This window comes from Pseudanabaena sp. FACHB-1998 (genome assembly GCF_014696355.1).
In the GTDB taxonomy this organism is placed as follows: Bacteria; Cyanobacteriota; Cyanobacteriia; order Pseudanabaenales; family Pseudanabaenaceae; genus Pseudanabaena.
The window spans coordinates 1-12,853 of record NZ_JACJQA010000013.1; the positions used below are offsets into that span (position 1 = coordinate 1).

Consider the following 12,853-nt stretch of genomic DNA (forward strand, 5'->3'; position numbering starts at 1 on the left):
AATTCATCTAGCAATTCTTTGCGAATATTCATCGGTTTTTGTGTTAGTTATTGTGTGGCTAGATTATCTCTCTGCATACATCCCAGACTTTACACATTTCACTTTACACTCTCACCCCATTGCCACTCCCAATCCAAAGATGAAGCCAATACTGGTTCCTGTTTCCCAATAGCTTTTTTCGACACCTGCCCATTCTTCGGTGGTCAAAACGCGCATATCACCAGATAGCAGGTTAGCGAGTTCCATTTTAACTTGTTGAATATTGGCTCCCTCTTTCAGATGAATTAATCCCATCTCAATGCGATCGCTGCTTCGTTCGGGAAATAAACGTAAAAAAGTCGCATCGCTGGTAATGATATTGCCATCGGCGGCAAAGGAAGACCCTACCTCAAACAATCCACTTACCTGCACTAATTTATTGTTTAACTGGACTTCCAGTTCGCCTTTTTGCATAAACATATTCGCAACATCGCCATATTCTGGACGACCAGCGCGATCAAAGAGGACGCGATCAAGTTGTTGAATCTGGGGGATTTGCCTAGCGGGGTCGGGTAAGTTGACGCTAGGATTACCCGCATCGATTCCCCAAATGAGAATCGCTCGATTTTGGCGATTTTCAGGATTGCGCCATTGACCCGCAGCGGAAATATAAAGTGGAGAAACAGATTTAACTTGGGGATGGGCAAGGGTTTGGTAAAGGCGATCGCGTTGAAAACTAGGTGTAGAGATAAGATTCTGAAACTGAGTACTAGCGATCGCTAAATCCGCCTGAATCAATTCGCGATAGGGCTTCATTGCCGAGTCATAGAGCGCTCCTTCAAAACCCATCTGCACAAACATCAAGATATCAGCAAAGGCAATACCTGATAGCGCCACGATAAAGCGAACTTTATTGCGAGTCAGTTGGAGCCAAGCAAGGGGAGTTTTTCGCAACAATTTACGGAACATATTATGACCCTCAAAATTAAAATGGACAATGGTCAAGTTTTTGGGCAAAATTTGATAAGAGAAGTCATTCCTATTTCTATTGATTTAAACAAGAACATAGAAATCGCAACGTTGATCACGTCAGGATCGTAGGCAGCATAGTATTCGAGTTCATTGGTAGTATCTATTAACAACATCTCGACATTGAGAAGTTGTCTTAGCAAAATAGTTAGCATTATCTTCTTCTCCATCCTTTTGCACTAATTGTTAATACTCGCGGGTAAAATTTGAATCTTGCCTTGAACTTGTAAATTTGTGAAAGCAGCAACACGGCGGCTATCTTCTGGATTTAAACGCACTTTGACTTCAATCACACGGCGATCGAGATTCTCTCCTGGTTGATTTCCTGCAATGCTTTGCCGCTCCACCTGCAAACCCACCTGAGAGACAGTACCTTTAACTTCTCCCTGAAAAGATTGACCAGTAATTTGTACAGTTTGTCCAACTTTCACTCGATCAATATCGGTTTGATAAATCTCTAGGACAGCCACCATTTGATCGGTTGATCCTAGTTCCACTACTCCATCATTACTGATTTTTTCACCCACTCGCGTATGGATTTTCAGAACTTGTCCTGCTCTAGGGGCAAGAATATAGGCTTGGGCAAGATTCGTTTCCGCACGCTTGAGAGATGCGATCGCACTGTCTACTTCTCTTGCTTTGGTAGCAATATCCACAGGTCGAACTTCGGCAATGCGATCGCGAGTGCTACTTGCTTCAAGGATTTGGGCTTGGAGAGTATTGGCAAAGCGATCGCGGGTACTTAGAGCTTCTTGCAATTGGGCGCGAGTTGTTTCCGCCGCCAGACGTTTCGTATCCAAAACTGACGCAGAAACTGCTCCTTGGTTATGGAGTTGTTGAAATCGAGCCAACTCAGTCTCCGCAGTACGAACTTCCGATTGCCAACGGGAAATCGTCGCCGATTGGGAAGCCTCACTACCGCGCAAATCTGCTTGCAGTCGTAAGATCGATGCTTCTTGTGCTTGAATTTCCGACTGTTTCGCGCCAGCACTAACTCTTGCGAATTCTGCTTGAGCAATCTCCACCTGAGCTTTGGCTTGCGCCACTTCATCAGCAAAGCGATCGCTAGCATCTAGTACAGCGATAATCTGACCTTCTTTTACCCGATCGCCTACTTGGACGCGCAACTCTTTTAAGCGATCGCCATCTAGAGCCACAGGAGCCGCTAAACGCATGACTTCTCCTTCTGGCTCCAATCGACCCAGCGCTGTTATAGGCAAGGTCGCGCTGGCGATTGCTAAAGTATTATTTGTAGTATTGGGCTTGCTAGAAGAGACAATGCTATAGATAGAAATTCCTGTAGCTAGAGTCGCAAGGAAAATTCCCCCAAGCCAAAGATGGCGGGAGTTAAAGAAAGATTGAGCTGTCATGTTTTACAATTCCACTTCAAAAAAACTTAGTGAACTTCATTCATCGGTATAAGTCATCCGAATTAGTTCTTCGATCAGTTGCGATCGCTGATCATCAGAAATGCAGTTAAGCCCTAGTAACTGATTCCAAGAAAGTCCATCCGCAGCTAAGAGAATTATCCCTACCTTGAGGGGAGCAAGACCACAATTGCAGGCTTGCTGATGCCACCGTATAGAAGCTTCTTGGTATGGTTGCAGAAGTTTACTATCCTTAGTGAACGCCGCCAACAATCCAGACTGAATTGCAGCATTTTGACGATCAAATATATCTCCAGCCCTGATGTAAGCCCGCAACCAAGAACCCTTGATTGTGAGATCGCCTTCGCGATTGAGTTCTATCTCTAATAATTGCTCGAACTCGGCGATCAGGTTGGCAACCATACTCGTCAGCAGCGCATCTTTATTAGGGAAATGATAGAGCAATCCACCTTTACTTACGCCTGCTTCTTTGGCAACTGCATCAAGGGTCAAGGCGTCAGCCCCAAGGCGCAAAACGACTTCACCAGCCGCATTGAGCAGTGATTCTCGCGTCGCTGATCGCGATCGCTTGCCTATCTCTAACGCTTCTGTCATAGACTTTTGCTCGAATACTAAAAAATTAAGACAATTAATTTGTCTTGAAATAACTATACCGTCCAGACGGTTTAGTGTCAACAAGCAGGTTAGATTTTTTGATTTGGCATTGGACAGTTAAAGCGTGATCGACGCATTTGCGTCTTTTTTGTCGGCATGAAATGGGTGTTTCAGCACCCATCCTCCATTAGCTGACCAGTGCTGTGTTTTTTAACCTGTTTTGCAGGTTTGTATGCGTATCCTGTATCTACTATCAAAAGATTTCATTTAACATATTTTGATGTTGCTTCAGCGAAGCTAGAGAATTAGCCAGAATCTCGCCACTGGCGGCAACCGCAGGCAAGCCAATACCAGGGAAAGTAGAATCGCCACAACAATATAAATTTGAGATTGGTGTATTAGCATTTGGAAATATCCCCTGTCCTGCGGCGATCGCTGGACCATAACTGCCGCGATCTCTTCTCAGGAATCTGGCATGGGTGAGTGGTGTTCCAATCAAAGTAACTTCACACCGAGTTCTCACATCGGGAATATAACGCTCTATCCCTTGCCAAAGAACTTCAGCCCGTTCTTGTTTCAATTTTTCATAAGCATCCGATTTACGGTCTAAGCCTGACCATAGCTCAAAGGGTTCTGTAGCAGGTGTATAGGCATGAATTGTATGCTTGCCTGTCGGCGCGAGAGATGGGTCTAAGACCGAAGGCATGGATACGGCGACGACATTTTGTGGGGCTGCCACTCCGATTTCCCAATCATTTACAACTAGCCAGTGACAGGGCAAATCTTTGGGTAAATCCGATGCTTCTATGCCTAGATGTAAATGCATAAAGCTAGGACAAGCGGGGATGTCTTGCCGCTCTTTATGTAATTGATGCAGTTTTTTAGGCGATCGCTCGGTTAGGGGTAATAACTTCAAGGTATCCCAAATTGATGCCCCTGAGACTACGGCTCGCTTCCCATGAATTGTCTCGCCATTGGCTAACCTTACTCCTACCGCTTTTTCTCCATCAAGGATAATTTCCTGTACATGGGTATTGAGCCGTAATTCTCCTCTATGCTTTTGCATTCCCCTTACTAACGCATCGACGACGACTCCGACTCCGCCTTTGGGGTAGTCAAGTTGGACATCAGGGCGATACCAATCGGCAAACATAAAGGCAATTTCGGCGGTGAGCGTACCATTGGCGGGTAGTCCTGACAGCATGAAGCAAAGCAAGTTCATCCAGTTCAAGATGAATGGATCGCTCACTTCTGCTTCTAGGATTTTGGAAAAGGGCTGGGTCAGCATTGGGAGTTGTGGTAAATCTCTCAGCATTTTCCAGAAGTACTTACCTGCGGATAGAGCTACCTGCCAGTCATTGCGTAGAGCGATCGGCGGTAGGGCGGTGGCGGCTCTCCCCAAAGGCAACATGACTGTTTGTAATCTTTGCCATTCCTTTACTGCTTGTTTAGTTCTCAGTTTGGTTAAGATTTCGCTAAATGAGTCGTTCCCAACGGCGGCAAAGAATTGACCTTCGGGCATGGCACATCCCCATCCATCGTAGGTTAGCCAATCAATTTTTTCTTCTAAAGCATCAAGCACATGGGCTAAGGGATTGGTGGAAGGTCGTGCAGACATTCCTGAAAATAGCGATGGACCTGAGTCGAAGTTATAACCTTGACGACTAAAGCTATGGGCGGCTCCCCCTGCAATGCTATGGCTTTCACAAACAATGACTTTGAGTCCATATTTTGCCAGCAGCCCTGCACAGCATAGCCCGCCAATACCACTGCCGATTACTACTATGTCTGCTTTTTGATTCATGGTTTCGATTGTTTAATTAACGCTTTCACTAATGTGGGGAATCAGGTAAAACTTGATTTTATCCAGAAATTTCCCCTGCCAGCTATCAGGATCTCAGTTTTTTGATTTAGCCGACTTCACCCATTTACATAGATGAACGAACAACTTTGAATGATAAAATTAGGGCAAAATTTGGGTTCATATCATGCCTGAAAATCTAACTCAAGAACAGTTTAATCAGGTAATTGCAGAAATACAAAAAATTTCTGATCAGCGTGGTGGTTCTGTGACCATTGACGAAGCTAGAGAGATTTTGCAGGAAATGAATCTGCCCTCTGAACTACTCGAAGAAGCTCTGCTGCAAGTTAAACGAAAAAATGCCCAAGCAGAACAAAATCGTCTAAATTTTATGGTTGTCGGTGGAGCCATATTAATCTTAACTGTAGCGGTTATAGGGACTTTCTTTTGGCAGAGTCAGAAAAGTCAAGTTTTAGAGCAAGTAAAAAGCCAAAGCGGAAAGATTACCCTCGCGATAAGCAAAGATAAGAGCATTCAAGTGGTTTCTCTTCCCAATGAAATTGCCTATAGCGTAGTTTTAGAAAATACTCCAATTGGGCAGAGCCTATCGATGGGCTGTAATTGGATCAATCCCCAAGGCATTACGGCGCATCAAAACCGTTACCAAACCAAACAAATTACTACCGCCATCTGGAATACGCAATGCAAATATAAACTTGACTCTGGTGCTGCGACTGGGAAATGGCAGGTTACAATGCTGATCAATGATCGCCCTTTATCTACGACTACGTTTGAGGTGAAGTAATGGAGGTGGGGATTGCAGGCTTGGGCTTTGTTGGCTCATGGGGGGCAGACTTAGACATACTGATCCATGCTAATCCTGCCGAATCTTGGCAAAAAGTTACTGTAGACCGCATTGCTATTGATGCTGGTAAAGGGATTTTGACTGATAGCGGAACTGATAATGGAGATGCTTGGGCAAAGGCAGAGCCAACAACCATCACTCTGGGGAGGCAGGCTTTTGGCAGAGTCTCACTTTACTGGTGTCAGACCGAGCAGGGATTATGGTTTGCCACTCGACTCAGATGGCTGCTGCCCTTGGTTAAGCGGGAAATTGATCCTATAGCGGTTTACAGTTACGCTTGCTTTTCCTATGTAACCACACCTCTAACGCCTATCAAGTCCATCCAAGCGATCGCCGCAGGTGGGAGCCAAACTTGGGAACAGGGACAAATAGCCACTCCAAAGAAGCTTTGCCCTACTCTCAGCCATTGGCAAGAGCAAGAAACTCTATTAAATAACGAAGCGACGGCTGTAAAAGAGTTACGGTCTTTACTAGAACTGGCGGTATTTAACCAAGTAGCTGATTTAAAAAACGAGACTGTAGGGGTTTTACTTTCGGGAGGGTTAGACTCTGCGATCGTGGCGGCATTACTAAGCCGATCGGGGTTAAAAGTAAGAGCCTACACCCTAGATTTTGGTAAATATGGCATCTCCGAAGTACCCTACGCCGAGCAAGTGGCTGATTATCTGAAAATTCCCCTGATTAAAGTCGATTGTTCGCCTCAAAAAGTAAAGCGATCGCTTTTAGAAGTTGCCAAAGCCCTAGACTTACCTTTTGGTGATGGCGTGAGTGTTCCTTTTTGGCTGCTTTATCAAACTGCTCTTCAAGACTGTGACCTATTATTTAACGGCGAAGGAGGCGATCAGTTATTTGGTGGCTGGACGAACAAACCCCTAATTGCGGCAAGTCTCTATCAAACAAGCCCGATTACTTTTGCTGAACAATATCTCCAAACATTCCATCGACTGTGGGGATACGGAGAACGGGTTTTTAGTTCTATATTTTGGCAGATGGTGAAAGATTGGCAACCAGTCGATAGCCTTGAGTCCGCACTAGATGGTTCAGGTTCTCTCCTCTGCCGATTACGCAGGGCAACACTGATGCTTAAGGGAGCGCAGAATATCCAACCCCGCGCTACTAATATGGCTTTGGCTTTAGGATTGCGACTGCGATCGCCATTTTGTGACGAAGATTTAGCCCAATGGACATTTGGAGTAGATAGTAGCCTCTTTTTGCAAGGGGCTTGCGAGAAATACATTCTGAAACGGGCGGTCGAACCTTGGCTCCCTACTGAAATAGTTTGGCGACCGAAACGGGGTATGGGAGTTCCCTTAACCCAGTGGTGTTTAGAACCGCTATGGCATGACTTAGGCAAATGGCTTAATCCAGGCTTACTTGAAACGGAAGGGATATGGCGGTCTGATTTGGCTAGTAGCATTGTTTTTGGTCAACTGAGTGGAAGTCTTCGGAAAAGAAGGATAGGGGAAATTCTCTGGCTTTTGCTGCAATGGCAGTTCTGGCAAAGCCAAATGGGTGTCCCTATTCAGGACTATAGCTGGGGGCATCCCTTCCATCTGCCCTATTGGTTGTGGGAACGAATGAACTTATATCGGGAAAATCTATGATAGAAAATGCTCTTTTGCTGAAACTGCTGGCAACCTATGGCTCACCATTGTATGTATATGATGGCGATCGCTTTTGGCAAAATCTTCAAGCGATTCCTCAGCAGGTAGGTTATCCCCATACCTCCTATTGCTTTGCCAGTGTTACCAACGGCAATATTTCATTACTTCAGATCGCCCAAAAAAGTGGATGGGGGCTTCATGCCAACACTCCTGGCGATATTTATTTGGGACTAAACGCGGGATTTTCGCCTGATCAAATTATCTACAGTGGCAGTAATCTCAGTCGGGAGGACATGGTACAAGTTTTAGAGTGGGGCGTAAGTACCTTCAACCTCGACAGCCTCTGCCAATTAGAGCAACTTTGTGAAATGAGTTTAACCATTCCTGATCTGCGGTTAGGACTGCGCCTGAATGATCCGAGTTTAACCGCAGAAAGTCGCATTGGCGTTCAACCACAGGAATTTGCGATCGCAGTAGCGATCGCCGAACGATTCGGTCGCCAAATTCAGGGACTACATTTCTATCGCGGCACAGGCACTAATGCTACCAAGGCTTTTACTACCACTATTGATCGACTTTTAACTTTAGGAAAGACTCTTCCCCATTGGCAATATTTAGATTTTGGGGGTGGCTTTGGTTATCCCTACCGTCATGGTAAGGCGGCTTTTGAATGGGGTGAGTTTGGACAGGCAATATCTCAAAAACTTGAAGGTACTAACATTCACCTAATTTTAGAACCAGGTCGAAATGTGATTGCTGAATGTGGAATTTTGCTGACTACGGTTGTAGCGGTCAAATATCAGAGAGAAAAACAAATTGTCGGCGTTGACACGACGATCGCTAACCTCACAGCCCCTAATGTTTATGGTGACTATCGCCAAATAATTGCCCTTCAAGAAAATGATAAACAAGTAATTACGGATGTTTGCGGCAATACCACCTATTCTGGCGACTACTTAGGCAGAAATATAAACTTACCGCCTTTAGAAAGGGGAGATACCTTAGCCATTCTTGATGTTGGTGCTTATGGATATGCCATGTCTTCCCATTTTCTCCATCGTCCCAAGCCCGCCGAAGTATTGATTAAGGGAGGCGATCATTACTTAATTCGAGAAAGAGAAGACTACAGCGTTTTACTATCAAAGCAAACATTAATGGAGCAAATCGATGAAATGCATTAACTGCGGTACAGACAGCAATTTAAAAGACAGGACAGCCAATCAAGGTAAATGTCAAAAGTGTGGCACTCGCTTTGCTTTTGAACCAACATCAATGCCAAGCGATTGTCGATTTACTGATCCTAGTTTTCAAAAGATTTTAAATAATATATCTGCTAACGATACGTTGTTTTTCACAAAAGGGCAGTTATTCCATGCTCTGCCACGACGAAAAAATGGTTCTGTACGAGACTGGCTTTTTAATTATTTTACGACTGTCGTCTTATCGGCTTTCCTTGTAATGATGATAACCTACTTTTTTTTAGAAGCATCACAATATAGATTGTCGCTTGATGAAACTTATATCAAATCCACATTAATTGTTTCTACTGTGAACTCTATCTTGTGGTTTGTGCGGTTGTGGCTTATTAGTCAAGATCTTAAATATTTTCGCCGCGAACGACTGACAAGGGCTAGGTCACTCCAAGCTTTGGGAGTCATCTTACTTAATGCTGCCACTGTAAGTCTTTTTTTGCAACAGTTGCTAGGGGTTGGAATTTTCTTCATTTTAGGAGCTAGCGCAGTCGGTTTAGGTGTTTGGCAAGCTCGCAGGATTCCTAACACAATGGAAGCCACTCCACCAATTACACCTCAAATGTTTGACTCATTACTAGAAAAATGGATATTTGCCCACGGAGCGCCTCCAAAATTACTATTGGATACCAATGAGAATAATTTTTCTGTCCCTAATTTACCAGGAGTTGATGTTACTAATTACAGCTTTGATCGGTTGATTATCTGTCAGAGCGACAATATTGCCCAGATGTTACTGTCTAATAATTTTCACTTTGAATATAATAGTGGGATTGTAAGTATAAATCATTATCCTTCTAGTATTTTTGAAACAATAATGATCATGGCAAGTCGTAATCCTGATTTGAAAGTTTTTGTTTTACATGATTGCAGTCCAGATGGCATTCGGACTCTTAATATGGTCAAATACAACTCCCAATGGTTTGGTGGACAAACAAATGCAATAATGGATGTGGGGATTTCCCCTCGACAGATTTTATCTGCCAAGCGATCGGTTTTTACTCAAAGTAGTGAGCAATCAATTAGGGTATCTTTGGGTTTAGAATCGGCAATTCGCGACAATTTAACCTCTGAAGAATTAAAATGGCTGGATGCTGGAAATTATGTGCTTTTGGAATTTTTCTCTTCCCAACGCATTCTCCAAACTCTCAGTCGTTGCTTATATCTAGGAGAACAATCAGGGGCGATCGAAGGTAATGATAGTGATTTAATTATTTTGGGTGGTGATAGTTTTTATGGTGTTGAAAACTTTGGTTAACTATCGGTGTTTTTGTATCCATAGTTCCAGACTTACTAACAGCCATAATTTAACCCCATAGCGCTTCCAAGGATCGCCTTGATAGTTTAACCAAGATCGGATGGTTTCTGTCTGTAAATAGGGAGCGATCGCCGCATTTTTTGATAGTAATAAATCTTTAGCTTGCTTGTTCCAATACTTTTGAAACCCTAACTGCACAGGAACCATCATGCCACTCTTGGGGCGATGAATAATCTCCGTCGGTAAAAAATCAATCATCGCTTGTTTTAAGACCGATTTTTCGATCGCTCCCGCCACCTTACAGTTGATGGGCATACTCAAACTTAAATCTACAATTCGCGGGTCGAATAGTGGCGATCGCCCTTCTATGTCAACTGCTCCTAATAAATTATTAACCTTAGTCAGAATATGATCTGCACCCTTAAATTTAATATTGATCATAAATAATTTCTGCAAAAAATCCATATCTGAATTTAGATCGGGTTCAAAAAAGAATGGCTGATCTTTAACTAATTCCCAAATCTCTGGTTTGAGCAGTTGGGGTAAATCATCTGCACATTTTTGAAATGAACGCAAATAACTTGTGTTTAAATTTCCTCCATAAACTTGATTAAGTAGCATCGGTTGATTCTTGGGACCACCAAAACAAGGATCACCGCCTTCGCCATTGAGAATGATCGAAACTGATTGCTTTGCTAATTTTGCCAATAGTAAATTAGGAACTGTTAAAGGATCGCCGATCGGATCGTCTAAAAGCGCCATTGCTTCTGGTAAAAACTTCCACATATCCCTAAAGGAAATTTCTAAAAGTTGATGTTCTAAATCGCAATGTTGGGCTACCAGACCAGAAAACTCTAACTCGTTGGGCAAATCCTTCCCAAAGTGAATAGAATAGGCAATAACTTCCTGTTGATGAATCTTGGCACTCAACGCAGCTACGGCACTGGAGTCTAGCCCACCCGACAAAAATACCCCTACTTTTTCATGTTCAGGTAAGTTTTCTCGAACAACTTGTAACAGTAAATGGCGTAAGCGATCGGCATAGTAACCCATATCTTCTATTTCTGACTTACTCTTATCTTCTATTCTCCAAAAGACGTTTGTTTCTAATTGAGGCAGAGTTAAAATATTTCCAGCCGACAATTCTTTTACTCCTTTCCACATTGTCCGTTCTCCTGGAACAAAAGCACAACATAGATAATCTCTGAGAGCAAAGGGGTCTATTTCTGCTTGATGATAGGGGCGTAAAGACTGCAAGCAAGGGGCTATCCACCATGATGAATGGTCAGTTGTGTAATACAGAGTCTTGCCACCCACTCCATCTCTGCACAAATGTAGCTGATGTTTCTCACAGTCCCAAATAACAAAAGCAAAAAAGCTGTAAATATTTCTTAAACATTCCCGACCATCTTTCTCCCACATTTGGACAATATCATTGAGATTAAGTCCTTTTGTTATCTCTCCCACAATTACAAATCTTTTAGATGCACTAAAAGCCATAGAAGATGGAGAACCGAATGTAGCAAATAAGTCTTGATCGTGCCAAATAGCATTTTTTGTGGGTATTTTACCGAATCCAACCAGCCAATTTGTTTTTGTGAGGGGAAAATGAGCCATTGTTAGTTTATAGAATTTATTTTTTCTGTTGACGGCTTTGTTGCATGAAACAAAGCCACGGCGTAAATTAGAGCGAATTCTGGCAAGTAACTCCTCAATACTAAAAGGCTTAATCACATAATCATCAGCACCCGAATCTAAACCCGTCACGCGATCGCTAATTTCATCTCTTGCTGTGACTAAGATAATTGGGACTTTAATCCCTGTTGAGCGAAGCCGCCGACAAATTTCCACTCCAGTCAATCCTGGCATCATCCAGTCCAAAACCACTAAATTGGGTGGATCTTGCCTAGCTTGAGTTAAACCATCCAATCCATTGTGAGCCATGCTTACCTGATAGCCCTCGCAAGTTAACTCCATCTCAATAAATTGAGCTAGTTTGATATCGTCTTCTATTAAGAGAATTTTGGTTGACATAAATTTATAAATACATTTGACAAAGAATTAGTGATTGATAGGTAGGCATAAGCGAACTACATCAATCACATCTCCCAGAAGAATTAAGAATAATTTTAAAAATACTACCTTCACCTAGTTGAGAATACACATTTAGAGTTCCGCCCATGCCTTCTACTAAAACCTTAGCGATCGCCAAACCCAATCCTGCCCCGCCCGTGTCACGATTACGAGAGCGATCAACTCGATAAAAAGGGTTGAAAATATTGGACTGCTCCTGAAAGTCAATACCACAACCATGATCGCAGATACTGATCGCCACAAAATCATCCGACTTTTCCAATCTAATCGTAATTGCAGTATCTGAATACTTCACCGCATTATCAATCAACTTTAATAAAACTTGTTGGAGGCGATCAGCATTTGCAAGCACTGAAATATCTGATTGATGAGATTCAACGACAATTTCACGCTCTTTAACTTGCTGAAAAATCGCGATCGCTTCAGATATTAACCCATGCAATGACACTGGTTCTCGGCGCAAACAAATAGCGTGACAATCTAACCTCGCTAGATCTAGGGATTCTTGCAATAATTTAATGGTATGCCTCATCTCAAACATGGCGATCTCCAGCGCATTTTTTTGGAGATCAGTAAGATTTTCATTACGGCGGTGGATGCTCTGCATATAACCATAAACCAGCGTTAATGGCGTTCGCAACTCATGGGAGAAGTTTCTAATTAGTTGTATTTGTTGAGCTTGAACTTCATCCAGACTGACCGTCAGATGGTTTGTAGAGGTCTCACGGGCAGTAGTCAAAGTAAAGTCAATCATATCAATCACGGTATTATAAAAAAATTAGCGAGCGATCGCTATCTCTCCACAATCGTCAAGCTGAAGCATATAAAGTATGGAAAGATCCTAAATCCTGAACATAAAATAGAAATTGCTATTATTCCTGATGTTACGTGGAAGGAATAGCCAGTTTTTGGAGTTGAGAGAAACTAGCCCTAATAGCATTGAAGTAGAGTTTAGACTTGAGAGCAAAGTGATTGAGTTTAGTTTTGATCC

At 43.0% G+C, this 12,853-nt stretch carries 10 protein-coding genes and 1 pseudogene; 4 read left to right on the forward strand and 7 right to left on the reverse strand.

The window, feature by feature from the left end; translation table 11 throughout:
• Window positions 1–111: 111 nt before the first annotated feature.
• The 4 genes from H6F42_RS05615 to H6F42_RS05630 form a co-directional block, all read right to left on the reverse strand.
• Entirely contained in the window at window positions 112–948 is an 837-nt protein-coding gene (locus H6F42_RS05615) for an ABC transporter (RefSeq protein WP_190398381.1), read from the reverse strand.
• A gap of 239 nt (window positions 949–1,187) precedes the next feature.
• Window positions 1,188–2,378, reverse strand: a complete 1,191-nt coding sequence (locus H6F42_RS05620) for an ABC exporter membrane fusion protein (protein ID WP_190398382.1) — start codon at window positions 2,376–2,378, stop codon at window positions 1,188–1,190.
• Window positions 2,379–2,414: 36 nt separating this feature from the next.
• Window positions 2,415–2,990 (reverse strand): TetR/AcrR family transcriptional regulator, encoded by a 576-nt coding sequence (locus H6F42_RS05625; RefSeq protein WP_190398383.1) that lies wholly within the window; start codon window positions 2,988–2,990, stop codon window positions 2,415–2,417.
• A gap of 253 nt (window positions 2,991–3,243) precedes the next feature.
• Window positions 3,244–4,794: an NAD(P)/FAD-dependent oxidoreductase gene (locus H6F42_RS05630; protein WP_190398384.1), complete on the reverse strand. Its 1,551-nt coding sequence runs from the start codon at window positions 4,792–4,794 to the stop codon at window positions 3,244–3,246.
• Window positions 4,795–4,978: 184 nt separating this feature from the next.
• Between H6F42_RS05630 and H6F42_RS05635 the strand changes: the two genes are divergently transcribed.
• From H6F42_RS05635 to H6F42_RS05650, 4 genes are read left to right on the forward strand one after another with little or no spacing between them, the layout of a single operon-like run.
• A complete protein-coding gene (locus H6F42_RS05635; RefSeq protein WP_190398385.1) occupies window positions 4,979–5,596 on the forward strand; it encodes a DUF3859 domain-containing protein in 618 nt (205 codons plus the stop codon).
• Window positions 5,596–7,260: an asparagine synthetase B family protein gene (locus H6F42_RS05640; RefSeq protein ID WP_190398386.1), complete on the forward strand. Its 1,665-nt coding sequence runs from the start codon at window positions 5,596–5,598 to the stop codon at window positions 7,258–7,260. Before H6F42_RS05635 ends, H6F42_RS05640 begins: the two co-directional genes overlap by 1 nt.
• A complete protein-coding gene (locus H6F42_RS05645) occupies window positions 7,257–8,441 on the forward strand; it encodes a decarboxylase (RefSeq protein WP_190398387.1) in 1,185 nt (394 codons plus the stop codon). Before H6F42_RS05640 ends, H6F42_RS05645 begins: the two co-directional genes overlap by 4 nt.
• Window positions 8,428–9,768, forward strand: coding sequence for a hypothetical protein (locus H6F42_RS05650; protein ID WP_190398388.1), 1,341 nt, complete (start codon window positions 8,428–8,430; stop codon window positions 9,766–9,768). The genes H6F42_RS05645 and H6F42_RS05650 overlap by 14 nt, the downstream gene beginning before the upstream one ends.
• Here H6F42_RS05650 and H6F42_RS05655 read toward each other — a convergent pair whose 3' ends face one another.
• From H6F42_RS05655 to H6F42_RS05665, 3 genes and pseudogenes are all read right to left on the reverse strand, one after another.
• Window positions 9,769–11,385, reverse strand: coding sequence for an asparagine synthase-related protein (locus H6F42_RS05655; protein WP_190398390.1), 1,617 nt, complete (start codon window positions 11,383–11,385; stop codon window positions 9,769–9,771).
• A 57-nt stretch (window positions 11,386–11,442) separates the two neighbouring features.
• Window positions 11,443–11,802 (reverse strand): annotated as a pseudogene (locus H6F42_RS21820) (response regulator); the annotation flags it as partial.
• Window positions 11,803–11,863: 61 nt separating this feature from the next.
• Window positions 11,864–12,616 (reverse strand): ATP-binding protein, encoded by a 753-nt coding sequence (locus tag H6F42_RS05665; protein ID WP_190398389.1) that lies wholly within the window; start codon window positions 12,614–12,616, stop codon window positions 11,864–11,866.
• Window positions 12,617–12,853 lie beyond the last annotated feature (237 nt).

Bases quoted from the DNA above. Each gene is read 5' to 3' on its own strand.
- H6F42_RS05615 (WP_190398381.1), bottom strand. From the start codon at position 948: ATGTTCCGTAAATTGTTGCGAAAAACTCCCCTTGCTTGGCTCCAACTG.
- H6F42_RS05620 (WP_190398382.1), bottom strand. From the start codon at position 2,378: ATGACAGCTCAATCTTTCTTTAACTCCCGCCATCTTTGGCTTGGGGGA.
- H6F42_RS05625 (WP_190398383.1), bottom strand. From the start codon at position 2,990: ATGACAGAAGCGTTAGAGATAGGCAAGCGATCGCGATCAGCGACGCGA.
- H6F42_RS05630 (WP_190398384.1), bottom strand. From the start codon at position 4,794: ATGAATCAAAAAGCAGACATAGTAGTAATCGGCAGTGGTATTGGCGGG.
- H6F42_RS05635 (WP_190398385.1), top strand. From the start codon at position 4,979: ATGCCTGAAAATCTAACTCAAGAACAGTTTAATCAGGTAATTGCAGAA.
- H6F42_RS05640 (WP_190398386.1), top strand. From the start codon at position 5,596: ATGGAGGTGGGGATTGCAGGCTTGGGCTTTGTTGGCTCATGGGGGGCA.
- H6F42_RS05645 (WP_190398387.1), top strand. From the start codon at position 7,257: ATGATAGAAAATGCTCTTTTGCTGAAACTGCTGGCAACCTATGGCTCA.
- H6F42_RS05650 (WP_190398388.1), top strand. From the start codon at position 8,428: ATGAAATGCATTAACTGCGGTACAGACAGCAATTTAAAAGACAGGACA.
- H6F42_RS05655 (WP_190398390.1), bottom strand. From the start codon at position 11,385: ATGGCTCATTTTCCCCTCACAAAAACAAATTGGCTGGTTGGATTCGGT.
- H6F42_RS05665 (WP_190398389.1), bottom strand. From the start codon at position 12,616: ATGATTGACTTTACTTTGACTACTGCCCGTGAGACCTCTACAAACCAT.